Origin of the sequence: Spirosoma aureum (assembly GCF_011604685.1) — a bacterium.
GTDB classification, from domain to species: Bacteria; Bacteroidota; Bacteroidia; order Cytophagales; family Spirosomataceae; genus Spirosoma; species Spirosoma aureum.
Genome location: NZ_CP050063.1, coordinates 8,426,852 through 8,451,349, shown reverse-complemented (window position 1 = coordinate 8,451,349; position 24,498 = coordinate 8,426,852). Strand labels below are relative to the sequence as shown.

Below are 24,498 nucleotides of genomic sequence, written 5' to 3'. Positions count from 1 at the left end.
CAAATCGCAAAGAACCAGTATTTTGGCTCAGAAAACAAAACAGATATCATTCTTGTCGGCTTACTCATCTGCCCCCAATACTTGCCAGACCAAATCTGACTCATAGCCTTTGCTCAGGGCATAACGGACAAGTTTTTGCTTGACAATCAGTGGGTTGTCGTCGCGAATGCTTCGGCGTTTCTTGTCCAGCAGTTCAGCGAGGGCGGTTCTATAGTCATCCGGAGCAATTTCTTTCATAGCCTCTTCGAGGTTGTAACCCGAAATTCCCCGTTGCTGAAGGTGCTGTTTGATTTTTCGTTTACCCCAGCCTTTTACCCGAAACTTGCCCCCGGCGAAACTTTTGGCAAACCGTTCTTCATTCAGGTAATTCTGTTGAATCAGCTCGGCAATGACCTCTTCGGCATCGTCGCCTAAAACGCCCCATTCCTTCAATCGGTCGCGTACTTCCTGCTGTGTTCGTTCCTGATAGGCGCAAAACATGGCCGCTTTGCGAAGGGCATCTTTCAGATAATCGGTCATATAGTAAAAACACGGAGACTGGGGGAGAGGTTCGGATCAGGTCTTTATGCAATCAGATATCTGATTGCATAAAGACCTGACTTACCATGTTCTTTTGCTCATCATTTTATCCAGCTCGGGCCGCGTCATGCTGCCCAGTTCGGGATGTTGACTGAGCCACTTGAGGAAATTAGTTTTAATATCATCTGTCCACTGGCTATCGATCTGACCAGTAGTGTAGCGGCCTGACTTTACCATTTCAAAGCCAAACTGGTCTTTGCGGGTAACAAATTCGCAGGTACTGATCACCTGTTCGGCCATGTGGGCCGGAACAAAAAGAACGCCTTCCCGTTGAGCGATTACGAGGTCGCCGGGTAAGACCATGGTGCTACCGATGCGAATCGGCGTATTAAGGCCCATAAGCACCATTTCTTCCAGAAAAGAAGGATGAAAATCACGCACAAAGGCATTAAAGCCTTTGATATTCTGCAATTCCTGAAGATCTCTGGCGGCCCCGTTAAAAATGACTCCGTTGCCGGTTTTACTAAAAATGGCATTTCCCAGGGTAGCCCCCATGAGCGTTCCGCCACCAATTTTACCAAAAGCATCAGCTACATACACGTCGCCTTTGGTAAGCGTTTCTATTGGCCAGGTGTTTGTATTGCCTTTTCGGCCTTGTTTGGTAAAGCCCCGTTCTTTAATATTTTTCTCAATATCCGGTCGACTCGGCATAAACATGGCCGTAACAGCACGACCAATTACCGGCACATCATCCTTTATCAGTTTCCAGTTGCCTTCATATTGGTTTGTATACCCTTCATTTTTTAAAACGGTCCAGGCATCATCGAGTCCTATGGTTTTAGCTCGTTCCAATAACGCATCCGGAATCTTAGGCCGGCCATCGGGAAAGCGCTCACCCTGCCATTCTGAGGTTAAAAATACCAATTCATCTTTGGGGATTGTTTGAGCGTATGAAGCGCTTTCAACGCAAAGGAGAGCAATAATAGAAAAGAAGAGGGCAAGACTGGATTTCATTAGTCTGGTTTTATTTATGACAATGCAAAAATCAGGATTTATAAATTTCCTCACTAAAAAATAATAGGCCCTAAGGCCTATTACGTAAGCAATTTTGAGCCAGCAGTTTTCGGTTTGCTATCGGCAGAGATTTCTGTAAACACTGTTTACTTCTGTCCCATCGATTCCTCACTGCTCAGAGCAGACTGACTCAATGGCCTTCTTTTGCCAGATAGGATTCGATATCTTTTTCAGTGATTGCCAGTTTCTTCGGATACTTGCCGACCCAGGCTCTGAACTCACCTTTGATTTTATCGGACCAGTCGCCGTGGATTTCACCGGATGGATATTTGCCCTGCTGAAGTAGTACGCGTTCGAACTCGTCGCGCAGGGCGGTCATTTCAGACGCCGATACCAATCCTTCGACGAGGTGCGCTGGAATGAATACGGTTCCATATTCATTCGCAAAGACAGCATCACCGGGTATTACGGTAACCTCACCAATACGAATCGGCGCATTGATTGACGTTGGTGTCATATCTTTAATATAAGATGGATCATGTCCTTTTACCCAGGCGTTAAACCCTTTCGTGTCTTTCAGTTCCTGCATATCGCGAACCGACCCGTAAAAGATGACACCCTTGCCCGTTTTTCCGTAGATCGCATTCCCTAAACTTGACCCGATTAGCGTACCATCTTTGATCTTTCCATAGCCATCAGCTACATAAATATCGCCTTTGGTTAATATATCAATTGGCCAGATATTGATCCCTCCTTTTTGAGATCGGCCTTCGGCCTTTCCCTGCGCTCTCACCAAACTGTCGAGATCGGGTCGTGTAGGCATGAATTGAGCGGTCACAGCACGACCGGTCATCGTCTCACCCGGCTTGAGAATAACCCAGTTTTTTTCGACCTGATTCCGATAGCCTTTTTTTCCTAGATAGCCCCAGATTTGCTCCAGCGTACAATTCTGTAACCGCTCCAGAACCAGATCAGGTATTTTCGGACGGCCATCCGGAAACCGCTCTCCTTTCCAATCGGCGGTTAATGCTTTAACATACTCCGGAGAAGAACCTACCCGTTGGGCCTGCGCCATAAAACCGCCCCAAATACAAAGTGTCAGTGCCAGTAATGTCCTTTTTATCATTGCTTTAAGTGGCGTTGAAGGATTAGTAGAATTAATGATATGCATGGCAAACATTTGAAAGCATTTTTAGCCTTAGAACAACTGGAGCCCCACTGCCAACTGAGAAGTTATAATCGAATTGGCGAGTGGAGTTAATTTGTTAAGGCAATCATCATCAAAAAGGCAACCAGATAAGTAAAATACTGGCATTGATACATTTTATAAATAATTACCTATAAACCCGATAACCTTTATCATGAAAAACATTTTATCTCGATTGTCATTATCCGACAAATCATCTGACCGCCGTGATTTCCTGCGTAATGCCAGTCTGGGTGGCTTGTCGCTTGGTCTCATGTTCGATAAACAGCCTGGGCCTTATGCGGCCGAACAAGAGATGGAGTTTATCACGCAGAAGGTAAGTCGTTTCGCTAAACCATCGGAGCTGAAAATTACCGATATGCGCGTAGCGATCCTGAATGGTGTGCCCTTCAGCAGCCCCATCATTCGCATCGATACCAATCAGGGACTTGTAGGTTGGGGAGAAGTTCGCGACGGAGCCAGCGCCAACTATGCCCTGATGCTTAAAAGCCGGCTGCTTGGTAAAAATCCCTGCAACGTAGAGCAGATCTTTAAACAGATCAAGCAGTTTGGCGGTCAGAGCCGGGCGGCCGGTGGGGTCTGCGGAGTTGAAATGGCCCTTTGGGATCTGGCCGGTAAAGCCTACAACGTACCGGCTTATCAACTGCTGGGCGGTAAATACCGCGATTTTATCCGGTTATACGCTGATACGCCCGAAGCTGATACCTATGAAGGCTTTGCCGAGAACATGAAGAAACGCCGGGATCAGGGTTATACGTTCCTGAAAATGGACTTTGGTATCGGGATGCTGGCCGATCAGCCGGGCATGCTGGTCAATGCCAATAACTGGAGTGTAAAAAGACAATGGAATGACTCGGAGCCTGGTAAACTGGGGAACTATGCTAATACAAAGCACCCGTTCACCCGTATTCAGGTCACCAAAAAAGGCTTAGACAGGTTGGTGGAGCACGTTGGCAAAGTACGCGAGATTGTCGGGTATGACACCCCGCTGGCTGCCGATCACTTCGGCCATTTCGACGTGAATACAGCCATCCAGATCGGTAAAGCGATGGAGCCTTTCCGGCTGGCCTGGCTCGAAGACCTTGTCCCCTGGTTCTACACCGACCAATGGAAACAGATTTCGGATGCGATCGATACACCCACGCTGACGGGCGAAGATATTTACCTGAAAGAAGGCTTTATCAAACTCATCGACGCCAAAGCCATTGACATGATCCATCCGGATCTGGCATCATCGGGCGGTTTGCTGGAAACCAAGAAAATCGGGGATTATGCCGAAGAAAAAGGCATACCGATGGCGATGCACTTTGCCGGTTCGCCGATTTCGATGATGGCCAATGTGCATTGTGCGGCAGCTACGGAGAATTTTGTGGCGCTGGAACACCACGGTGTCGACGTGGCGGGTTGGGAAGACCTGATCACAGGCATGAAGCCAATCGTCGAGAAAGGCTTTGTTCGGGTGCCCGAAAAACCAGGTCTGGGGGTTGAATTGAATGAAGAAGTGGCCAAGAAGTTCCTGAAAAAAGGAGGTACCTGGTTTGCCCCGACCGATGTGTGGAACACGCGTGACTCGGCCGATCGGGAGTGGAGTTAGGGGTTTGTAGTGAGCAGTCTTCAGCAAGCCGTGAGGCATCGCCAACTGCCAGCTGAAGACTGCTCACTACAACCAGCTTACTGTAAAAGATTCTTAAGCGCATTCGTTAAATCGGTGTAATGATAGGCGAACGTCGTTTCATCGGCGATACGCTTGTTCAGAACATAATTTCCTCCTGTGACAGCAATCGCCAGTTCACCGTACATCATCTTAATAACGAAACCCGGGATGTTGGGCAGGATCAGTGGGCGGTGCAACACGCTGGCAATGGCTTTTGTCAGCGATTCGTTCGTAGCGGGATTGGGAGCTACCGCATTATAAACACCCTGCCACGATTCGTCGGTTATCGCTTGAAGGTACATCCGGCAGAGGTCGTCGATATGAATCCACGAAATATATTGCTGACCCGATCCGATAGGAGCGCCAGCTCCCAGCCGAACGGGTTGCGCTAATTTAGGTAATGCCCCGCCATCCATCGTCAATACGACACCCGTGCGTAGCTTGACGGTTCGAATACCAAGTGCGGCTACCAGATCCTCCGAACGTTCCCAGGCTCGTACTACCTGAGCCAGAAAATCGGACCCGCCCTGGCTGGTTTCGGTTAATGGCCGATCGGCGGTGTCGCTACCGTAAAAACCAATACCTGATGATCCAATGAATGATTTTACTTTATGTGGATTCTTCGCGAGCGCCTGCGCCAAAAGTTCAGTGGATTGAGTACGGCTGGTCAGGATTTTATCTTTACGAGCATCGGTCCAGCGCTCGTCGGCGATGCCCGCTCCGGCGAGATGAATAATATGATCGGCAGTTTGAATTGCTTTCGGGTCGATATGGCCTTTCTCAATATCCCACTGATAGACTGTCACGCCCGATACGGGCTTGCTTTCCCGACTAAGCAGTGAAACCTGAAAACCTTGTTGACGAAGTAATTGGGTTAAATGACGGCCAATGGTACCAGTGCCGCCAGTTATCAGAACGGTTTTACTCATGAGTAATAGAATGGGTTGGTGAAGGTATAACCCACTGAGAGCGGCTGGGGTTTTGAATACCTGCAAACGGGTAATTGAATTCGATAAACGGTTACCACCCATTTTCGGGCCATCAAGATAGTTAGGTGTAACTATTGTCGCCGGAAGGGCTTATCGTCAATTTTGGTCTGATCAAAAACACTATTCAGACTGGACGAAATGAAAAAGCAAGGTATTTGTCTTATCCTCTGTACGTTACTAGTTGGTATGTCTATCGGGCAGGCACAACTGTTAACGAATCGATCCGTTGTAAAAGTCAACCTGTCGGGTGTGGCCATAAAGAGTTATACCGTCCAGTATGAGCGATTACTTTCCCGACGGAGCTCCATCACGTTGTCGGCCAGTTTATCACCCAATGCCCCGCTTCCTTTCAAACAGGCACTTCTGGATCAGTATGGTGGGAATGATGATGCCAAAAGGGCTATCGACAATACGCTCTTTACGAAACGAATCGCAACACTGGAGTATCGGTTCTATATGGCGGGTCACGCGCCAACGGGTTGGTACATAGCGCCTTTTGTTCGCTACATTAACATGGATATCAGTCAGGATTATACCTACACACCCAGTGATGGTATTCTACACCATGCTCATCTTGATGCCGGATTCAGTGCAGGTGGGGCGGGTCTGTTATTGGGCTATCAATGGATGTTTGGTAAACGGGTAGGGCTCGATTTGTGGCTGTTAGGACCTTTTTACGGAACAAAAATTACGGCCAATTTTACGGGGGAGGATCTACTTTGGCCAAGTTTAAAACCCGCTGATATCGTAAAACTGAAGAACGATATTGAAAGTACAGATCTGCCACTTTATACAGTTAAAGCCACCCTGAATTTACCGACTATTCTGGCTCAGTTGCAGGGCCCTTATTATGGTGTTCGCGCCTTTGGATTGGCGCTGGCTTACAGTTTTTGATTTGATTAAAAACCATAAATAGCCGATCAAAAGTTTGGGAATTTCATAAACGATCGATTTAAGGGACTCGATTTGCAAATCGCTAGTATTGATCGGTTAGTATTCATTGCTATCAGTTAAGTATCTGAATTTTAAGTTTTTACTGCATACTATGCCGGAAAATAACTCCTTTTTGTTCGCATTATAACAGGGTTATTTTTGTGGATATCTCAATCGGATAGGACTTTCGTGGAGAGCCGGGCCACGGTTTGTTTGCTAATCAGTAGTAACCACCGTCCGCGGCTGCGGTGGCCCGGCTCTCCACGAAAGTCCTGTAGGTACGTCTCCCTCTATGTTGAGGTAGGAGGTGGGTTTGTTTTTGTGCGGAAGGCTATATGAAAGGTTGGCTACTTATCGGAATTGGAATCTGGTGGCTAACGGGTATCAGCGCCTGGGCTCGTACATATACTGACGCCGAAGCGCATGCCGCCTGGACGCAACTTCAGCGGCAACCGATTACTGAACAGACCTTTCGGAAAACCTGCGACCTGATTCAGGATGTAGGGCAAACGAACTTACCATTGGCTTATGAATGGTTGGCTCAGTATGTGTCGAAAATACAAAAGAGCGTCAATCGACGCTGGATTCATATCCTGCTTATCAATTGGGGAAAAGCTAAAGAATCGCTGAATCACTACGACGAGGCCGAACCTCTGTTTCGGCAGGCTCGCCAGAATGCCCGGGGTATTCCGTTATTATACTGCCATGCTCTGACCTACACCGTTCAGCTTTATTATGACTGGGGTAAGCCCGATTCGCTGGCCCACTATTTAACGCTCGGCGAACAGGCTGCCCGGTCTGCCAATGACCGCGAAACATTAGCCCTTTTGCGCGACTTCCGGGGGGCTTCGCGTATCTGGTCGGACCAACGTGAGGCCATGCGGGCCGATTTCGAAGAAGCGATCCGGCTGTCAGCAGACCTACCTGATAAAAACGCGCTTTTCATGGCTCGTCACAGTCTGGCTTCGTATTACCTGACTAATCCACAGCAACAGGTTATGGCGTTCGACAGCCTGCTCGAACTCGCCAAAGACAACAGTCTTGCCCGGAACCCCCGCTTTTATGAACGTACAACAGTCTATTTCCGCAGCCCTCGTCCGACTGTTCTTTTCAAACTTGCTCAATTAAATCTGTTGCTAACGGATTACGAGAATGCCGGGAAGTTTGCCGATATGGTTTATGACGAACTTGTTCGACCCAATCCTAAGGCGCCAATGGTGCCTTATTTCAACGCCGAAATGGCCATTATCCGGGTTTATCAGGGTCAGATAAAGCAGGCCAGCGTCTTCGTTGATTCGAGTCGTCGGCAGTTTGGCGGAGCGGAGGCCCAAATTCCCTATTCCGGTTATTTTCTGGCGGCCGGCTTGTTGGCTGAACAGGATGGGCAATTGGCGAAAGCCGCTGATTACTATAAACAATCGCTTACAAAGGGATTGACTTCGGTTTCGTTCTCGCGAATTCCTCTCGAGCTTCATTATGTACGTGCTTTACTCCGAACCGGCCATTATGACAAAGCCCGGCAAATGCTGGCTCCTTTGACAACTGCCGCTACAACGAATCAGTATTCGGCCATTAGCTTATACTATTACCAGTCGTTGGCCGAACTCAACAAAGCGCAGGGTAATTACGTCCGTTATGGACAGGCGCTCGATACCTACCATGCCATTCGTGACTCACTAACGAGCCTAAACCAGTATCGGGCAGTACAGCAGATTCTGGCTCGCGTAAGAATTCGGGACAAGGAGCAACAGATCGATCGGCTGAATGCTGAAAATGAAGCCCGAACCCGGCAATTGCGTCGTGAGCGACTATTTTACGGAGCCATTATTACACTGGCTGTTCTGACCATTGGTTTATTGGCATTGTATGTTCGAAACCGGCAGATTCGGTCCCGGCAGCGCGAGGCCCTGCAACAAAGCCAATTGGAACAGCTCGAAAAACAGCGTCATATTGACTTAATGCAAGGCATTATAAAAGCCGAGGAGAACGAGCGACTGACCATTGCCGACCAGTTACACAACGAAGTGAATCCATTACTGGCAGTTGTGTTGCTCAATGTATCGTCGGCGCTGGAAACGGTGGCACCAGATGCATCAACTACTCCAAAACTCCGTAAAGCGCAGGATGTGCTAACGTCCATCAATAGTACCGTACGTGGTATTAGTCATCGACTGACTCCGCAACTTATTGAACAACATGGTTTTAGGTACGCTATCGAGGAGTTGGCCGAAAGTGTCAATATGTCGGGGAAAGTTCAGCTTCATACTATCGTGGTGGGATTTGACAAGGCCTTGCCGTTGCCATTTCTAAGCGATCTCTATCGAATTGTACAGGAATTGGTTCATAACGTGATTCGACACGCTCAGGCTACAGAAGCTACCGTTGAGGTTATTGAACATGATCGGCACGTAACCATTCTGGTGGAAGATAATGGCGTGGGCATAACGACTAACACCGGGGGCGATGGGCAGGGCTTGCAGACGATCCGGGCCAAAGTCGCCATGCGCCACGGTCAGATGGATGTGCAGCGTAAATCGGATGGGGGTACGCTGGTCGTTATTGATGACCTCGAACTGCCTGAAAATGGCAGAGAGGCAGATCGCTCTGCTCAGTCGGTGAATTAGTTAGCGGTAACTATTTCAGGCAAAAGATGCAGGCAGGAACTTTGTTCGACACAGACTTCAATAACTTTCAATCTGTGTCGCAAAGGCTATGAAAACCAGCTTTCATCTGATCCTGTTTAGTATTGGGTTACTGACAGGATGTAGCAAATCCTCGCCTGCACCAGAGCCTGAATTTTACGTGTCGGCAACCATTGGCGACAAAGAATGGATAGCAAACGTGAATAACAGTCAGAACACGCCCGCAGCAGCTACGATCAGTCAAAATCTGGTGGTCGTTATAGCCGCGCAAAATGCCGATAATGCCACTACGGCCATTGGTGTGGTCTTTCCTAAATCCATCACGCTAAACACGGCTGTTGCTATCGATCCGACGCAATACCTGGCACTGGCGTACTCGATTTCTGAGACCGAAGGCTACTCCGCCGATCCCAGTAAGGGAGGTAGCGGAACCCTGACTGTGACGCGATTCGACGAAGCTGCCGGAATCGTTGAAGGAACGTTTATGGGTGAAGCTATCCACAATAAAAATGGTAGCCGTATCCGTATTACGAATGGGCGGTTTCGTTCCGCTATTTACAAGACCACTGTAACGACACCACCGCCCGGCAAACGCTGACCTCAAAGTTATCTGAATCATGACGCTACTCCTTGCCGACGACCATCCGCTCCTGCTCGACGGGCTTCGAAGCGTCCTGGCCGATCTGCCCGATACCGATCTGTTACCTGCTGTCAATAACGGACATCAGTTACTGGATTACCTCCACCGGCATCCCGTCGATATGATTCTGTTGGATCTGAATATGCCTAAGACTGATGGATTGACGGCCCTTAAACAGATTCGCCGGGACTTTCCCGCCATTAAGGTCATTGTTTTCACCAGCTACAATCAGCCTCAGCGCATGCGGGAGGTACAGGCACTCGGTGCAATGGGTTATCTGCTTAAAACCACGGATGCCCCAACGCTTAAAACCGCCGTGCAGCAGGTTTGGTCGGGACGGCCGTGGTTTCCAATGCTCCAACGGGTGGTGGTTGAGCCACCTGCCGACGCCTTTATGCAGAAATACCAGCTTACAAAACGGGAAATTGAAATTATTCAGCAGATTGTCGGCGGATTAACAACAAAGCAAATAGCCGATGCTCTCTCGTTAAGTGAGTTTACTGTCAATGCCCATCGGCGTAACATTGCCCGCAAGCTCGGTATCGACACGCCTGTTGGACTGGTCAATTTTGCGCGGGAACAAGGCCTGGCATGAGCTATCCGCAAGCGTATAGTCTGGCCTAAAATCGTTAGAACTAACTATAGTATGCCAGGTTTGGGAAGCTGAATTTTGTTGAGAAATCAACGATTGATTACTGCCATGAAATTCGCTTCTATCTACATTTTTACACTGATAATAGGTCTGTTGCTGGCAGGTTGTTCAGGGAAAACAGATTCCCCTTCCCCTGGTACGACCACGCCACCCACCTCCACTACAACGACTACGCCCCCTTCGACCACGAGCACAACACCGCCTTCGCCTACCGCCACCACTGGCGCTATCGTTACGACCCTGGCAGGTAATGGCACAGAAGGCTATGTAGATGCAACCGGTTCAGCGGCCCGATTCAAAAATCCATCAGCACTCGTGTGTGATAAGGCTGATAATATCTACGTCGTTGATTTAAATAATGCACGCATTCGGCTTGTGTCGCCAGCGGGAGTTGTAACAACACTGGCTGGTAACGGGAGCGTGGGTATAACCGATGGAACTGGTGCCAGTGCGTCGTTCTATCTGGCGGGTGGAGGTTACGTATGCCGGGATGCATCGGGAAATATGTTGCTGTCGGAAAATAGTACGACTCGCGCATCCATTCGCCAGGTTACCCCGGCAGGTATAGTGAGTACGTTAACAAGTGTGCCAATCGGTGTGGGAAACCCGCTTGGTTTTTATGGAATTACTACCGCTCCGAACGGTGATCTTTACATTTCTGATGGTGGTGCAATTCGACTATTTCGGAACGGTAACCTTACCATTTTTGCGGGCGGCACCCGAGGATATGCCAACGGAACGTTGAGTGAGGCTCAGTTTAGTAATCCTGATGCGCTCGCATTTGATACCGACGGCAATCTGTATGTAGGTGATGCGAATGACTGTATCCGGAAAATTACACCGGCGGGTGTGGTTAGTTTGCTGGCAGGCCAGCCAAAGGTGAACGGTAATGCCGATGGTAAAGGATCGGCCGCTACATTTAGTAGTATAAACAGCTTAGTGGTTGATAAACAGGGTAATTTATATGCGGCCGACAGCTATCTGATTCGGAAGGTTACGCCCGATGGTACGGTCACGACAATTGCAGGCAGTAGTCCGGGCTACGTCGATGGCGCAGGTACAGCGGTCCGGTTTAATAATGCACGATCCATCGCAATAGATAGCAAAGGTATATTGTATGTAGCCGACCTGAGCAACCAGGTCATTCGGAAAATCGTTACTCAGTAAACCTTATTGGGAAGCAGCTACTCAATCATTCAATAAAAATATCCCCTCGTTAAGAGACTGACTGATCGTGGCTAAACCGTCCACTCAGTAGGCAAACCCAACTGTCGGGCGTAATGGGCTGGAGCTGTAGAATGTACCCAACGAAGGAGTTTATTGATCTCGTCGGCAAATTCAATGTGGTAATCGGGATCAAGTTTACTGGCTTTTTTTAGCACCTGATCCGTACGTTTGGCAATGTAATCAGCGGCTTTATCCGTACGGGAGTTATACTTTTGAAGCAGATGAGCATTGTGATCGTAAAATGTATTGAGCATATACAACATCAATTCCACCTCGCCGTACTTGTCTTTGGTGACCTTCAGATGCCGACTGATATAGCCACTGATCGTCCGCATATCCATCATCACCCAACCCGCTGAATCCTGATTCAGATTGGCCGTTCGGCTGATAAACTGTCGGATCAGATCACGACGCTCATCGAGGGTGTCGCTATGCTCGACCAGTTCAAACTGGAGTTTTTCGGTCAGAACCGCATCTTTGGCAATAAGTCGAAGCAGGAGCTTATCTTTCTCAACGCCCGGCATCCGGACAATCGCTTTCTTCAGGTCTGGGTCTAGAGCAGGCATATTGGAATACTAATACGGAACAGATAAAGGGATTCGCAAAATTATCTATTCTACACTATTCATTCTACTTTGTTCAGGAACCAAACTAAACACCAACCATATCGCCTTCGTCGGCCCGGATTTTATCTTCGATATAGGCGATGATCTGATCGGCCACATTAATACCGGTTGCGGTTTCGAAACCTTCTAATCCTGGTGATGAGTTAACTTCGAGTACAAGTGGCCCCCGGTCGGACGGTAACATATCGACTCCGGCTACTTTCAGGCCAAGCGCGCGGGCTGCCTCTATGGCTGTCTGTTCTTCATCCGGGGTAAGTTTTACGGCTACGGCATTGCCTCCCCGATGGATATTTGATCGAAATTCTCCGTCAAGACCCTGCCGGCGCATGGCACCCACAACCCGACCACCTATCACAAAGGCTCTGAGGTCAGATCCTTTCGCTTCGGACACGAATTCCTGGACTAAAACATGCTTTTTCAGGCCATAAAAAGCTTCAATGGTCGATTTTGCGGCTTTGGTCGTTTCGGCCAGAACCACGCCAATTCCCTGTGTTCCTTCCAATAGTTTGATCACTACGGGCGGGCCGCCAACCAGTTCGATGAGCTGCGTAACATTGCCATTTTTGGGATGATTGGCAAAGACCGTTTTGGGTAAGCCGACCCCTGCTTTCGAGAGGATTTGTAAACTCCGGAGTTTATTGCGTGATCGGGTAATGGCCTGCGACTTGGCTGTAGTGAAAACTTTCATCATCTCAAACTGCCGGACAATAGCGCAGCCGTAATCGGTAACGGAGGCTCCAATACGTGGTACGATGGCATCGAATGATTCCAGCTCTCGGCCTTCATAAAGCACAGAGGGCTTACCGCCTTCAATCATCACCTGACAGTTCAGGTGGTTTACCACAACACCTTCGTGACCGCGCTGATTGGCGGCATCAAGGAGCCGTTGGGTAGAATATAAATTCGGATTGGCCGATAAAATGGCAATACGCATTGAGGTAGTGTTTAATAAAGAGTGGTTGAGTAACCGCCAGGCCGTTTTGCTTATAAATTAAGTTTATTGAGGGCTAATGACCGCCCTGCTGGCCTTCTGACGAGAGTTGGTTTTGGCTGTATAAGACAGATTTTTCTGCGAAACGTCGACGACGAAACGATTACGAAGTAGTTTTCGGCCTAGGAGAATCGGGTTTTTGAGTTGTTCGCGGTCGGCAAGTGTAAATTCGGCCCGGATAATGCGCCCAAACAAGACGATACGTGTCTTAATCACATATCGCTTTTCGGCTACTCCGAAGGAATTACGAATCATCCGCTGGCTGAACTCGTCGCTATAAAACCGTCTTGTGCCCTCTCCGGTTTTATCAATTAGCCCAAAACTTAATTTTATTTTTCCGTCCACCTTCACGAGCTGAACATCGTTGCAGTGCAGCGCCGATGTATAAGCTCCGGTATCTACTTTCGCCTGTACATCGAAAAGCGCCAGATCCGGGAAATCGACCAGGTCGGTCATACCGATTACCTGCTTAGGCTTAGCAACTCGGGCTTTTTTCGGGCGGAGTTTCATGGATAATTAGTTGCGGTATCTGGACTTCCGGGTTGACGCTGATTCTTGAGATATTTACCGAAAACCATAAACCGGAAGCTTATGGCCTGATCAATTGGCTAAATGTGAGTGACATATCCAGCATGATCATTTTGGCTCTGGCGTTTCGTTCGAGATGATAAGTGGCTTCGTTCAGATCGCTTACGATCTGCTCAATGTGTTTGATGGTCAGTATTTTGGCGAAATTTTTAACGAAGGCCATTTCTTCGTCGGGCAGGCGAAGCAGTGCACCCGCTCCCTGTTGCCACAAAAATAAGTCCCGATAGAGTCGGATGCTGTACTCAAGCAACCCTTTTTGTTTTTCCTTGCTGAAACCGTCGAATTGGTCGGCTTGTTTAACCAGTGTGATTAAATCCTGCCGGTAGCAGGTCCGCATCCAATCGGCAAACCAGGTATGCCGGTCTGAACTCTGATCCAATTCATTACGGACCAGATTCAAGGCTACCGAAAGATTGCCATCGGCCAGATACGCTGTTCGGCGGGCGGTTGTTTCATCGAGGTTCAGGTGCTGGCGCAAATAAGTAGCAACTTCCTCATCCGTAAAGGCCCGGACGGCAACACGCTGCGTTCGCGACAGAATCGTAATTAATAATTTGTCGGATTGATTCGTAACGAGGAGAAATAAGGTTTGCGCCGGCGGCTCTTCCAATACTTTCAGCAGGGCATTGGCCGACGTAACGTTCATCAGTTCGGGAAGCCAGATCAACATGATCTTATAAGCACCTTCGTACGCTTTCAGTGATAGCTTCTGCAAAATGGCACGAGCCTCTTCGGCCGAAATATTACCCTGCTTATTATCTGCCCCGACCGTTTCGAGCCATTCGGGTAGGGCTCGGTAGGGTTGATCAAGCAGAAATTTTCGCCAATCGGTCAGATAGGCTTCCGACGTTTTTCCTTTAGCCAGATTCGCCACCGGAAAGACCATGTGCAGGTCGGGGTGCACGAGCTTCTGGATTTTTATGCAGGATGCGCATCGACCGCATGAATCCATACCTGGTTCACCCGACTGCTGCCTGTCTTCGCAATTGACATATTGAGCCAGCGCCAGTGCCAGTGCCAGGTTGGCGCTACCCATTGGCCCGTCGAACAGCAACGCATGGGCAAGGTGGTTCGTCTGAACGGCCCTCAGCAGTAACTGTTTGGTTTCGGTATGGCCTATGATTTCGGAGAATTGCATAATCTGTTGATCGCACAACGTCACCCGTAGTGATGTTCGGTGCGATCATTAAGCGAGTTGGATAGCTATAGGCTGTTTAGGATGCTGAGGGGCGTTATCGTGGGTGGCCCCATTCGTTCGATATTGAAGATTTCCCGTAAAATGCTCTCTTCCTGCTCGTCGAAGTCCAGGTCGCGTCGTTTGAAGGCCTCAGTGGCTACCTGAATAGCTTTTTCAAGACGGTAGGTCATAAACCCATCACTGGCTCCGCCCCACGAAAACGAACGGATGTATTTAGGTTGAAAACTGCTCCCGAAAACATTGACGCTAACGCCAACGACAGTACCGGTATTAAACATGGTACTGATGCCTGCTTTCGTAAAATCGCCCATCATCAGCCCGCAGAAAATACGTCCGGTATCTTCGAGCTGGCCAGTAGCATAGGAGTAGAGTTTAACGTTACTGTAATCGTTTTTGAGGTTCGAATTATTGGTATTTGCCCCTAAATTACACCACTCGCCAACGACTGAATTGCCCAGAAAACCATCATGACCTTTATTGCTGTAGCCAAAGAAGACTGAATTGCCCACCTCTCCACCTACTTTGCAAAATGGTCCGATTGTCGTGTTGCTCCGCATTTTGCCGCCCCAATTTACGGTAGAACTTTCACCGAGCGAAAACGGCCCGATCACAACTGAACCTTCGCTGATGGTTGCGTTACGGCCAATATAAATAGGGCCTCCTTCGGCGTTCAGGACCGAGGCCCGGATGGTGACACCCTCTTCCACAAAGATGTTTTCGGGGGCATAGCACCGCGTAAACGGGTCGGTAATCGGAGCGGATTGCCGACCAGCAGTCAAGCGGGCAAAGTCAGCTCGGATTTGATCGCCGTTATGGACAAAAATATCCCACAGATTCCTGATAATAGTCAGTGGCTCCGGAAATACCTTGAAGTCATAGGGGTCGTTGAGCGTGGGAGAGGTCGATAATGGTTTGTCGGTCCTTACGGCCAGCAAAAGCCCATCGGGTGTATGAAGGCAGCTACCGATCGACAATGCCGAAATGGATGCCTGCAAAGCGTCTGTTGGGCAAACCGCGCCATTCACATACCAATTGTCTGCGTCAGCTTTTTGCGGAAACTTTACTGCCAGATAAGACTCGGTCAAATACGACGGTACCTGGCCCAGTAGATTGGCCCATTTTTCAGCAAGCGTCTGTATGCCAATGCGAATACCAGCCACTGGACGGGTAAAAGTAAAGGGCAGCAGCGCTGGCCGAATGGTCAGATCGTCAAATAAAACTAGATTGGACATGCGAAAAGCAATTGTAGACGCAAATATTCAACCTTAATTTGAAAAAAAAGAACGTATTAACAGTTACGTTTTTTATCATTCTGACGTAGTGGCACTTTCGTTTCGCGGAATGGAAAAGATAGAACAAAACGGATGTTTACGAAGAACATGGCAGCGTTGACTACGGATGATCTTATCGAGAAGATTGCTGATTTGCAGGATGAAACCGGTTTGTTCCCTTCATTCCGCAGTAATTCGACCATTTTTTATCGACGTTCCGATACCAATATATTTTTTACGGTCATTACGGTTTTTACGTTACAGTCGTTGCGTTCGGCTGGTTCGCCCAAGGCGCAGCATCTGATTAGCCAGATTTCGGAACGGGCGCGGACTGCCTTCCCGATTTTTCAGAACAAAGATGGGCTGGATACCTATAATTTCTGGCCAACGCGACCATCCCGACATTTTCCTAATGGTTATCTGTTTCGTCATTTCGAGCATTTTCGCATTCCCGACGATATTGACGATACGGCCATGATCTACCTGACCCAGATCGCTGAACCCCCTTCCCCCGATACATTGAACTGGCTGAAAGCGAAACTAGCCCAGCACGCCAACAGAAGCCAACGGCATCAAATCAAAAACACGTATCCTGAGTACCGCAGTCTGCGTGCTTACTCCACCTGGTTTGGCAAAAATATGGGCATCGATTTTGATGCCTGTGCCTTAAGCAATGTCCTGTTCTGTATCTATCAGTATAACTTGCCCCGCAATCAGCACGATACCGATTCGCTGATTTATTTGCGGTCGGTGGTTGAGTCGGGCCGGTATGTGGCCGAGCCATTTCGGTGCGCTCCGCATTATGCCCGTACCTCCCTGATTATTTACCATCTGGCTCGCCTGATGGCAGCCTTTACGATACCTGAACTGGAATCCGTTCGTTCGCGGCTTGTGGCGGATGCACATCAAAAGTTGACTAAAACCTCCAATCGACTTGAACAAATCATACTGGCAACGTCGCTCAGGCGATTAGGGGAGGTGTTGCCTGCCATCGATACGAACTATATTGAACGGGACTTCAATACCTTCAATTTCTTCATTGCTGGTTTGCTGACCGCTTATGAACAACCCTGGTTACGCCGGTTCGCTGACCGGCCGCTTATGCAGATGCGCTGGCAGTGTGAGGCCCACTGTTGGGCGCTTGTGGCAGAATATGTTGATTTAAAGGATAATTAGATCCGTAAGGTCTTTCGCTCAGAGGTGTCGTTCAGAAGCGTGCCACGGTTTCTATGGCTGCTCCTAATAACCGTGGCACGCTTCTGAACGACACCTCTGAGCGAAGCTCTAATCCTCACAAACTCATTCCGCCATCCACGAAAATGGTTTGCCCCGTCACATAACGTCCTGCATCAGAGCAGAGAAGTACGGCCATTCCGGCAATGTCTTCGGGCTGACCATCGAAACCGACCGGAACGCTCATGCGCTGACTAATGCGATCGGGTATAGGCGGGGTTGGTTCATCGGTGCGTGGCGTGTCGATAATGCCAGGAGAGAGATTATTGACCGTAACGCCCTGATCAGCTACCTGAATGGCCAGATTACGAACCGTATTGGCCACTGCGGCTTTTGTACCGGCATAAACAACCATAGCCGGGTGTGGCTTCAGTTCCTGAACGCTTCCAAGTGTCAGAATTCGTCCCCATCCGCGTTCAGTCATGCCGGGCAAAAACTTTTGCATGATAAATAACGTCGATTTCCAGTTGGCCATCACCTGCTCATCGAATTCCTGAGGGGTGGTTTCGGTCCATTGTTTGGGTTTCTGAACGGATGCATTCAATACCAAAATATCGATAGAGCCGAACTGCTTCGTGGCTTGGTCAAATAAATCGTCGGCTGCGTTAGCGCTTGCCAGATCGACACCTATTGCGCTGGTTTTTACGCCAAATTTAGCAATGGCTTCCGATACGGTCCGGGCTTCATCGGCATCGCTGCGGTAATGAACCAGCACATTGGCACCAAATTCGGCAAGACCTAGTGCAATTCCCTGACCGATGCCCTGGCTAGACCCAGTCACGAGAGCATTCTTCCCGGATAAGTTGAGTAAGTTTTTTAGCATGTTCTGTTGGGGTTTCTGGCGTGTAGAAGAAAAAACAACCAATTAATGTAACTGCAATTGGTTGCAAAAAGCCCGAAAACTTTATTCAATGAAATACGCACACGCTGGTTCCAACCTTTGAGTGAACAAAGGAATCACTAGCCTGAATTCCAGACCAAATTCCTGATAATCATGAAAAAACTAACCTGGTTCCTAAGCACTTTGCTCGTGCTGGCAGGCTGCCAAACGGCTGATCAGAAAAATAGTCCGTATCCCTACGCAACGCAGTACGCCAGTTCGTCAGACTTTTTTTCCGGAGCTGAACCCATAAGCACAGAGCAATACAACACAATTGTTGAAAATCCTTTTATCGATGTAGCCAAAGAAGCTACGTCGACGTTTTCGATTGATGCGGATGGAGCTTCCTATGCAAATGTTCGTCGATTTCTATCGACGAACATCAGGCCCGTAGCTGATGCGATCCGAACGGAAGAACTGGTCAATTATTTTCCGCTCAACTACGCCGATCCAACGGACGGTCGCCCGATTGCGGTTGATGGCGAGGTAAGCGGTTGCCCCTGGGATGCAGCCCATAAACTGATTCGGATTGGCGTAAAAGGCCAATCGATTGCCAAAGAAAACCTGCAACCTTCTAACATCGTTTTGCTGGTCGATGTGTCTGGCTCGATGGGTGATGCCAATAAATTACCTCTGCTGAAAGAAGCACTGCCCACTTTTGTCGATAACCTTGGGGCTCAGGATAAAGTAGCGATCGTTACCTACGCCGGACAGGCCGGTGTAGCCCTTGACGCAACCAGTGGTTCGGAGAAAAGTAAGCTGAAAGCGGCAATTAGCCAATTGGGAGCCGGAGGGAGTACTGCGGGGGCACAGGGCATTATTACGGCTTATGAAATTGCTGAGAAAAACGTTGTTGATGGCGGAAATAACCGGGTTATTCTGATGACCGATGGGGACTTCAACGTAGGCCCCAGCAGTCAGAAAGAGCTGGTCGATCTAATTGTCAGCAAACGCGACAAAGGTATTTTTCTGACGGTGGTAGGCGTTGGTGCCGGCAATCTCAACGATGGCATGATGGAGCAGGTTGCCAACAAAGGAAACGGTAATTACGAATACATTGATAATTTAAAACAGGCGAAGAAGGTATTCGTGGACGAATTCAGCAAGTTTTATACAGTGGCGAAGGATGTGAAAATTCAACTGACATTCAATACCAGTCAGGTAAAGTCGTATCGTCTGATCGGCTACGAAAATCGGCTGCTGAAAAATGAAGATTTTACGAATGATCGGGAAGATGCCGGAGAAGTGAATGCCGGGCAGACCATTACGGCTCTCTATGAAATTGTACCGGCTTTGCCCGAAAATTCTCCGGGTCAGGCCAGCCTGCGTTCTGCGCCAACGTTCACCATTAATTTTCGCTACAAACGCCCTACCGCAGCCAGTAGCGAGGCTCTTGACTTGCAAATTTTCGATTCCAGTGTCGACTTTAGTATGGCGAGTGAAAATATGCGATTTGCTGCTTCTGTGGCATCCTATGGCCTGTTGTTGCGTAACTCCGCTTACAAAGGAACTGCCACATATAGCAACGTTCGCAACTGGGCATCGGCTGCCATGCGCTATGATCCCTACGGATACCGGCAGGAGTTCATTCAATTGATTGATAAGGCTAAATCGCTCTGATCGGTCAGTAGGTCTTCGTCATATCGGCCGGAATTGCCAGAATGAAGTTGGCCAGGTTTGGGCTCTCGACTTTAGGTTTATCAGGGTCGGCCATTTCAACGGATGAGAGCGTTACGACCTTGATATCAGGTCGTTGCTGGCGTAAATACCAAACGATACCTTCAAAATTCTTGGAATGGTAATCGCCGTTAAAGTGCAGGAGTGTTTGACCGGGTTTCAGATTCTGTAAAATAAAATAAGCCATCGTGGCATCTTTAATGGCCTGAGCGCGGGCAAAATTGGCCGCCGGACTACGTTCCGCCTGTTCGGGGTTGGCTTTATGTGCGTCGGTTTTGGTATCATTACCCCCATGAGCCCCCATCATTTCGAGCATGGCTTTATAACCCGGTAGGGTTAGGTCGACGGTGAGGGGTAAAGGTGCCATCTGGCGTTTGGCCTCTGCCGATAGCGTATCCAGTGCGCTTAATCCTTTCCGGGCAACCAGTGTAGCGTACTTACGGGGTACATTCGTGGCTACGAACGGAATCTTCTGTTCGCGGGCGAAACTGGCAATGGGCATGTAATCGGTGTCGAAATTGGGCCAGAGCCGGGCTTGGGCGGCCAGTTCTTTGCTGGTAGTACGGCCAGTAACGTAGTCGGTAAGTGCCGTTTGATTATCGGCCTCAAACATTTCAGCCCCCAGTATAAGCGTCCCTTTTTTAGCTAATTGGAGGTCTTTTGTGAGCTGGAGCTCCAGCCAGTGGCAGATTGGGTTATTGTGCAGTTCGCCAAATAAAACAACGTCGGCTCCATTGGCCTGACGCAATAATTTAGCGTAAGTTTGCGATTTCAGTTCAGGACTGTAAAGCCGATAGGCAGGTTTGTCGGGCCTGAAAGCAAACGCAATCAGGCAAAGCAGAAGCAGGGCGATACGCATGGATAAGTCTTGACGTATTGAAGGTCGTATATCAGAAAAAACGTATATATTGAACGATCAATACGTATTCAACGTCCCTATTTTTACGTCTGATGCTTTTTCTGTAACTACTCAAGTTAATATTTAGTTAGCCTATATCCTAGTAATACCTTCCTTTACTCATGACGCTTTTAGAAACTCTTCGCCAATTTCCGACATTTGAATCTACGCCTGACGATCAATTACAGTGGCTTATTGATCGATCCGAGGAAAAACACTTACCCGAAGAACATACACTCTTTCCGCCAGGAGCCTTTGTCGATTACATGATACTGCTCCTTGAAGGGAGAATCCGTGTTGACTCAGGCGCAAATGGAGCGGGAGATGAACTGCTGATCTACGAGCCACACTCAATTCTGGGCGTATTGCCGTTTTCGCGGATCAAAAACATTAGGAACAGGATCATTACCGATAAACCATCGCGGATATTACGCCTTCACCGCGACCAGTTGCGCGAGCTGTCGCAAACGCAGTATGAGCTGACCGAAACCCTTGTTCATCAGATGACAACCCGGGTTCGGGATTTTACGAAACTGACCCAGCAGAACGAAAAAATGGCATCGCTGGGGCGGTTGTCGGCAGGATTGGCTCATGAACTGAACAATCCGGTGGCCGCTGTCGTCCGTTCGGGCGATACGCTCAAAACACATTTGCGGGCCACCCCCGAAGCCTTCAAAGTGGTCATGAATCTGAAGCTGAACGATCAGCAGGTAGATGCTGTGGGCGAGGTGTTTTTCAAGAAAGTAGACCACCCCAGCCCCGTATTGACCTTACTCGAACGAACGAGCCTGGAAGATGAACTAACCGACTGGCTCGATGACAATGGGATTGATGACAGCATGGATCTGGCCGGCCCAATGGTCGATTTTGGTTTTACTGTCGATGATCTGGACTGGCTTCTGGAACAGATTGGGAACGAAAATCTGGCCGGAGTTACCAACTGGATCGTCAATAATTTAGTGACCGAGAAGCTGGTACGAGAGATTAGTGAGGCATCCCAACGGATTTCGACCCTCATTAACTCCATCAAAAACTATACCCACATGGACCGGGGAGCGGGTAAGGAGCAGATCCAGCTCGCCGAAGGAATCCGGAGTACGTTGACGCTACTTGATCACAAAGTCAGGAGTAAGCACATTGCCGTAACACTAAACTTACCGACCGATTTGCCCGTTGTTTGCGGCTGGCCAGGCGAGCTGAACCAGGTTTGGACGAACCTGATCGATAACGCCATCGACGCCCTGCCCGACGGAGGCAAACTGGAAATTAGTAGCCAACCCGATCGCGAGTTTGTCCTGACCCGAGTAATCGATAACGGTTCGGGTATTCCGGCCGATATTCGGGATAAAATATTTGAACCGTTTTTTACGACGAAAGAAATAGGCAAAGGCACGGGTCTTGGTCTCGACATTGTACAGGGCATCGTAAAACATCACAATGGCTCCATAAAAGTCCATTCAGAGCCAGGTCATACCGAATTTAGTATCTGTCTACCAGTTCAATAAGCAACTGAGTGATCACCGCTGACGATTTCTTAGAACCAGCGGTGATCACTCAACATTCATAACTCATACTTTTATGCGCCTTCCTATTATTTTTTCTATCGATGATGATCCTCAGGTATTGCAGGCGATTCAATATGACCTTCGCAAGCAGTATCGGAAACAATACCGCATCCTTTGCACCGGTTCGGCACGTGAAGCGCTCGAATCACTCACTGAACTGAAGAAGAAAGGCGAAGAAGTAGCGTTGTTCCTGTCTGATCAGCGAATGCCCGATATGACCGGCGTCGAGTTTCTGTCGCAGGCCCGTAAAGTATTTCCGAATGCCAAACGTGCGTTGCTGACGGCCTACTCGGATATTGATGCGGCTGTTAGGGCCATTAACGAAGTTCAACTGGACTATTATATTGCCAAACCCTGGGACCCCCCCGAAGAAAAATTGTATCCCGTACTGGACGATCTGCTTGGTGACTGGCTGTCGGACTATCGGCCAACGTTCCAGGGGCTGAAACTCGTTGGTTATCAGTTTTCACCGCGTTCCCATGAATTAAAAGATTTTATGGCGGGTAATTTGTTTCCGTACCAATGGCTCGATATTGAAAGCGATCCACTGGCTCAGGAATTGCTCGACCTGCATAGTATTGAGCGAAGCGATCTGCCCGTCATTGCCTTTGAAGATGGCTCTGTCCTGACCCAGCCCACCATCGGCGATCTGGGCGAAAAACTGGGGCTGAAACCCAAAGCCTCCGAAAGTCTATACGATCTGGCCATCATTGGCGCGGGTCCAGCCGGGTTGGCCGCTGCGGTTTATGGCGGTTCTGAAGGGCTGAAAACGATTCTGGTCGATAAACGGGCACCGGGTGGACAGGCTGGTACGAGTTCGCGGATTGAAAACTACCTCGGCTTCCCGAACGGCCTGAGTGGTGCCGACTTAACCCGTCGGGCCATTACGCAGGCGCAACGGTTTGGCGTTGAGTTTCTGGCCCCGCAGGAGGTTATTTCCATTAAATCGCAGGGGTTGTACAAACACATTAAAATGGCCGATGGCAGCGAGGTCATAACGCGGGCCATTGTGCTGAGTACGGGGGTGTCGTACCACAAACTGGCGAACGAAAGCCTGGATAAGTTCACGAGTGCTGGTGTGTACTACGGAGCTGCCACAACCGAAGCGTATGCCTTTAAAGGCAAACCAGTCTATATTGTTGGTGGCGGTAATTCGGCCGGGCAAGGGGCCATGTACCTGTCAAGAACAGCCTCTGAAGTGTTTATTTGTGTGCGTCGCCCTGACCTCACCGAAACCATGTCGCAGTACCTGATCGATCAGATTGACAAGACGCCCAATATTACTGTTTTGGGCTGTACCGAGATCGTTGAAGGATTAGGTAACGAGCAATTGGAATGCCTGGTTCTCGAAAATATGAATACGAAAGAGCGGCAAACCGTACCGGCTGCCGGGCTGTTTATTTTTATCGGAACGAAGCCATTGACCGATTGGATCGAAATGGACATCATAAAAGATCCGAAAGGGTTTATCGCCACGGGCCGCGACCTGGCTAAATATGCAGATTTCAAGAAAGTCTGGAAGCACGATCGGGAACCCTATTTGCTCGAAACCTGCAGCGCCGGTATTTTCGCGGCTGGCGATGTTCGGGCTGGTGCCATGAACCGGGTCGCATCAGCGGTGGGCGAAGGCGCTATGGCAGTCAGCTTTGTTCATAAATATCTGGCCGAAAACTAAATGATCGATGAGGTACGATCCGGTGTACGATGGTAAGACGTTAACCTACGTCTTACCATCGTACACCATACTACCCTATATCTCTCAAACCTATGAACCAGGAAACGATTTGCGAGCACCTTTCCGCTCTGACGGAAATTCGCATGGCTCAGGAGTATGTATGTGAGGAATGTATCAAAACAGGTAGCATGTGGGTGCATCTGCGCACCTGCCAGACCTGCGGCAAAACCCACTGCTGCGATTCGTCGCCCAATAAACATGCGACTAAACACTTCCACCGAAGTGGCCACCCGGTAGTTGCTTCGGCCGAACCCGGCGAGCAATGGTTGTGGTGCTTTGTTGATGAACAGATTGTGGGTTACTAAACAAGATGTATGCTATTCGGTTTACGCTTTACGGTGCTGGGGCGTCAGTACGCC

The 24,498-nt window shown here is 49.0% G+C and carries 22 protein-coding genes; 11 read left to right on the top strand and 11 right to left on the bottom strand.

Annotation, left to right across the window (positions count from 1 at the left end; all coding sequences use genetic code 11):
- Window positions 1–60 precede the first annotated feature (60 nt).
- From G8759_RS33815 to G8759_RS33805, 3 genes are all read right to left on the bottom strand, one after another.
- The gene (locus G8759_RS33815; protein WP_167217949.1) at window positions 61–519 is read right to left on the bottom strand and encodes a regulatory protein RecX; all 459 of its coding nucleotides are present in this window, start codon (window positions 517–519) and stop codon (window positions 61–63) included.
- A gap of 81 nt (window positions 520–600) precedes the next feature.
- A complete protein-coding gene (locus G8759_RS33810; RefSeq protein WP_167217947.1) occupies window positions 601–1,533 on the bottom strand; it encodes an RraA family protein in 933 nt (310 codons plus the stop codon).
- 190 nt (window positions 1,534–1,723) lie between these two features.
- Complete coding sequence (locus G8759_RS33805; RefSeq protein ID WP_167217945.1) at window positions 1,724–2,659, bottom strand: RraA family protein; 936 nt, start codon at window positions 2,657–2,659, stop codon at window positions 1,724–1,726.
- A gap of 235 nt (window positions 2,660–2,894) precedes the next feature.
- On the opposite strand from G8759_RS33805, the gene G8759_RS33800 reads away from it, so the two are divergent.
- A complete protein-coding gene (locus tag G8759_RS33800) occupies window positions 2,895–4,334 on the top strand; it encodes a mandelate racemase/muconate lactonizing enzyme family protein (protein ID WP_167217943.1) in 1,440 nt (479 codons plus the stop codon).
- A gap of 77 nt (window positions 4,335–4,411) precedes the next feature.
- Here the strand turns inward: G8759_RS33800 and G8759_RS33795 are convergent, their stop codons facing one another.
- A complete protein-coding gene (locus G8759_RS33795) occupies window positions 4,412–5,323 on the bottom strand; it encodes a TIGR01777 family oxidoreductase (RefSeq protein WP_167217941.1) in 912 nt (303 codons plus the stop codon).
- A gap of 198 nt (window positions 5,324–5,521) precedes the next feature.
- Here G8759_RS33795 and G8759_RS33790 point away from each other — a divergent pair, with 198 nt between their 5' ends.
- The 5 genes from G8759_RS33790 (at window position 5,522) to G8759_RS33770 (ending at window position 11,417) form a co-directional block, all read left to right on the top strand.
- Window positions 5,522–6,277, top strand: coding sequence for a DUF3575 domain-containing protein (locus tag G8759_RS33790; RefSeq protein WP_167217939.1), 756 nt, complete (start codon window positions 5,522–5,524; stop codon window positions 6,275–6,277).
- 374 nt (window positions 6,278–6,651) lie between these two features.
- Window positions 6,652–8,940, top strand: coding sequence for an ATP-binding protein (locus G8759_RS33785; RefSeq protein WP_167217937.1), 2,289 nt, complete (start codon window positions 6,652–6,654; stop codon window positions 8,938–8,940).
- An 88-nt stretch (window positions 8,941–9,028) separates the two neighbouring features.
- Window positions 9,029–9,556 (top strand): hypothetical protein, encoded by a 528-nt coding sequence (locus G8759_RS33780; protein WP_167217935.1) that lies wholly within the window; start codon window positions 9,029–9,031, stop codon window positions 9,554–9,556.
- 19 nt (window positions 9,557–9,575) lie between these two features.
- Window positions 9,576–10,193 (top strand): response regulator transcription factor, encoded by a 618-nt coding sequence (locus G8759_RS33775; protein WP_167217933.1) that lies wholly within the window; start codon window positions 9,576–9,578, stop codon window positions 10,191–10,193.
- Between the two features lie 105 nt (window positions 10,194–10,298).
- Window positions 10,299–11,417, top strand: coding sequence for an NHL repeat-containing protein (locus tag G8759_RS33770; RefSeq protein WP_167217931.1), 1,119 nt, complete (start codon window positions 10,299–10,301; stop codon window positions 11,415–11,417).
- A 71-nt stretch (window positions 11,418–11,488) separates the two neighbouring features.
- On the opposite strand, the gene G8759_RS33765 is transcribed toward G8759_RS33770, so the two are convergent.
- The 5 genes from G8759_RS33765 to G8759_RS33745 form a co-directional block, all read right to left on the bottom strand.
- Entirely contained in the window at window positions 11,489–12,043 is a 555-nt protein-coding gene (locus G8759_RS33765; protein ID WP_167217929.1) for a hypothetical protein, read from the bottom strand.
- Between the two features lie 85 nt (window positions 12,044–12,128).
- Window positions 12,129–13,037 carry a 30S ribosomal protein S6--L-glutamate ligase gene (gene rimK, locus G8759_RS33760; protein WP_167217927.1) on the bottom strand — a complete coding sequence of 303 codons (909 nt, stop codon included), beginning with the start codon at window positions 13,035–13,037 and terminating at the stop codon, window positions 12,129–12,131.
- A 63-nt stretch (window positions 13,038–13,100) separates the two neighbouring features.
- On the bottom strand, window positions 13,101–13,604 hold the full coding sequence (locus G8759_RS33755) for an ATP-dependent zinc protease family protein (protein ID WP_232074051.1): 504 nt from the start codon (window positions 13,602–13,604) through the stop codon (window positions 13,101–13,103).
- A gap of 79 nt (window positions 13,605–13,683) precedes the next feature.
- Window positions 13,684–14,820, bottom strand: coding sequence for a DNA polymerase III subunit (locus tag G8759_RS33750; RefSeq protein ID WP_167217925.1), 1,137 nt, complete (start codon window positions 14,818–14,820; stop codon window positions 13,684–13,686).
- Between the two features lie 65 nt (window positions 14,821–14,885).
- The gene (locus tag G8759_RS33745) at window positions 14,886–16,112 is read right to left on the bottom strand and encodes a GlmU family protein (RefSeq protein ID WP_167217924.1); all 1,227 of its coding nucleotides are present in this window, start codon (window positions 16,110–16,112) and stop codon (window positions 14,886–14,888) included.
- Window positions 16,113–16,259: 147 nt separating this feature from the next.
- Here G8759_RS33745 and G8759_RS33740 point away from each other — a divergent pair, with 147 nt between their 5' ends.
- A complete protein-coding gene (locus G8759_RS33740) occupies window positions 16,260–17,327 on the top strand; it encodes a hypothetical protein (protein ID WP_167217922.1) in 1,068 nt (355 codons plus the stop codon).
- A gap of 115 nt (window positions 17,328–17,442) precedes the next feature.
- On the opposite strand, the gene G8759_RS33735 is transcribed toward G8759_RS33740, so the two are convergent.
- Window positions 17,443–18,207 (bottom strand): SDR family NAD(P)-dependent oxidoreductase, encoded by a 765-nt coding sequence (locus G8759_RS33735; protein WP_167217920.1) that lies wholly within the window; start codon window positions 18,205–18,207, stop codon window positions 17,443–17,445.
- Between the two features lie 171 nt (window positions 18,208–18,378).
- Between G8759_RS33735 and G8759_RS33730 the strand changes: the two genes are divergently transcribed.
- Window positions 18,379–19,884 (top strand): vWA domain-containing protein, encoded by a 1,506-nt coding sequence (locus tag G8759_RS33730; RefSeq protein WP_167217917.1) that lies wholly within the window; start codon window positions 18,379–18,381, stop codon window positions 19,882–19,884.
- Window positions 19,885–19,888: 4 nt separating this feature from the next.
- Here G8759_RS33730 and G8759_RS33725 read toward each other — a convergent pair whose 3' ends face one another.
- Complete coding sequence (locus G8759_RS33725) at window positions 19,889–20,800, bottom strand: ChaN family lipoprotein (protein WP_167217915.1); 912 nt, start codon at window positions 20,798–20,800, stop codon at window positions 19,889–19,891.
- 161 nt (window positions 20,801–20,961) lie between these two features.
- Between G8759_RS33725 and G8759_RS33720 the strand changes: the two genes are divergently transcribed.
- The 3 genes from G8759_RS33720 (at window position 20,962) to G8759_RS33710 (ending at window position 24,444) form a co-directional block, all read left to right on the top strand.
- On the top strand, window positions 20,962–22,344 hold the full coding sequence (locus tag G8759_RS33720; RefSeq protein WP_167217913.1) for a sensor histidine kinase: 1,383 nt from the start codon (window positions 20,962–20,964) through the stop codon (window positions 22,342–22,344).
- A 73-nt stretch (window positions 22,345–22,417) separates the two neighbouring features.
- Window positions 22,418–24,079 (top strand): FAD-dependent oxidoreductase, encoded by a 1,662-nt coding sequence (locus tag G8759_RS33715; RefSeq protein ID WP_167217911.1) that lies wholly within the window; start codon window positions 22,418–22,420, stop codon window positions 24,077–24,079.
- A 92-nt stretch (window positions 24,080–24,171) separates the two neighbouring features.
- Window positions 24,172–24,444, top strand: coding sequence for a UBP-type zinc finger domain-containing protein (locus G8759_RS33710; protein ID WP_167217909.1), 273 nt, complete (start codon window positions 24,172–24,174; stop codon window positions 24,442–24,444).
- Window positions 24,445–24,498: the final 54 nt, after the last annotated feature.

What these genes read in the sequence shown, in the direction of transcription:
- G8759_RS33815 (WP_167217949.1), bottom strand. Translation starts at nt 519, where the DNA reads ATGACCGATTATCTGAAAGATGCCCTTCGCAAAGCGGCCATGTTTTGC.
- G8759_RS33810 (WP_167217947.1), bottom strand. Translation starts at nt 1,533, where the DNA reads ATGAAATCCAGTCTTGCCCTCTTCTTTTCTATTATTGCTCTCCTTTGC.
- G8759_RS33805 (WP_167217945.1), bottom strand. Translation starts at nt 2,659, where the DNA reads ATGATAAAAAGGACATTACTGGCACTGACACTTTGTATTTGGGGCGGT.
- G8759_RS33800 (WP_167217943.1), top strand. Translation starts at nt 2,895, where the DNA reads ATGAAAAACATTTTATCTCGATTGTCATTATCCGACAAATCATCTGAC.
- G8759_RS33795 (WP_167217941.1), bottom strand. Translation starts at nt 5,323, where the DNA reads ATGAGTAAAACCGTTCTGATAACTGGCGGCACTGGTACCATTGGCCGT.
- G8759_RS33790 (WP_167217939.1), top strand. Translation starts at nt 5,522, where the DNA reads ATGAAAAAGCAAGGTATTTGTCTTATCCTCTGTACGTTACTAGTTGGT.
- G8759_RS33785 (WP_167217937.1), top strand. Translation starts at nt 6,652, where the DNA reads ATGAAAGGTTGGCTACTTATCGGAATTGGAATCTGGTGGCTAACGGGT.
- G8759_RS33780 (WP_167217935.1), top strand. Translation starts at nt 9,029, where the DNA reads ATGAAAACCAGCTTTCATCTGATCCTGTTTAGTATTGGGTTACTGACA.
- G8759_RS33775 (WP_167217933.1), top strand. Translation starts at nt 9,576, where the DNA reads ATGACGCTACTCCTTGCCGACGACCATCCGCTCCTGCTCGACGGGCTT.
- G8759_RS33770 (WP_167217931.1), top strand. Translation starts at nt 10,299, where the DNA reads ATGAAATTCGCTTCTATCTACATTTTTACACTGATAATAGGTCTGTTG.
- G8759_RS33765 (WP_167217929.1), bottom strand. Translation starts at nt 12,043, where the DNA reads ATGCCTGCTCTAGACCCAGACCTGAAGAAAGCGATTGTCCGGATGCCG.
- rimK (WP_167217927.1), bottom strand. Translation starts at nt 13,037, where the DNA reads ATGCGTATTGCCATTTTATCGGCCAATCCGAATTTATATTCTACCCAA.
- G8759_RS33755 (WP_232074051.1), bottom strand. Translation starts at nt 13,604, where the DNA reads ATGAAACTCCGCCCGAAAAAAGCCCGAGTTGCTAAGCCTAAGCAGGTA.
- G8759_RS33750 (WP_167217925.1), bottom strand. Translation starts at nt 14,820, where the DNA reads ATGCAATTCTCCGAAATCATAGGCCATACCGAAACCAAACAGTTACTG.
- G8759_RS33745 (WP_167217924.1), bottom strand. Translation starts at nt 16,112, where the DNA reads ATGTCCAATCTAGTTTTATTTGACGATCTGACCATTCGGCCAGCGCTG.
- G8759_RS33740 (WP_167217922.1), top strand. Translation starts at nt 16,260, where the DNA reads ATGGCAGCGTTGACTACGGATGATCTTATCGAGAAGATTGCTGATTTG.
- G8759_RS33735 (WP_167217920.1), bottom strand. Translation starts at nt 18,207, where the DNA reads ATGCTAAAAAACTTACTCAACTTATCCGGGAAGAATGCTCTCGTGACT.
- G8759_RS33730 (WP_167217917.1), top strand. Translation starts at nt 18,379, where the DNA reads ATGAAAAAACTAACCTGGTTCCTAAGCACTTTGCTCGTGCTGGCAGGC.
- G8759_RS33725 (WP_167217915.1), bottom strand. Translation starts at nt 20,800, where the DNA reads ATGCGTATCGCCCTGCTTCTGCTTTGCCTGATTGCGTTTGCTTTCAGG.
- G8759_RS33720 (WP_167217913.1), top strand. Translation starts at nt 20,962, where the DNA reads ATGACGCTTTTAGAAACTCTTCGCCAATTTCCGACATTTGAATCTACG.
- G8759_RS33715 (WP_167217911.1), top strand. Translation starts at nt 22,418, where the DNA reads ATGCGCCTTCCTATTATTTTTTCTATCGATGATGATCCTCAGGTATTG.
- G8759_RS33710 (WP_167217909.1), top strand. Translation starts at nt 24,172, where the DNA reads ATGAACCAGGAAACGATTTGCGAGCACCTTTCCGCTCTGACGGAAATT.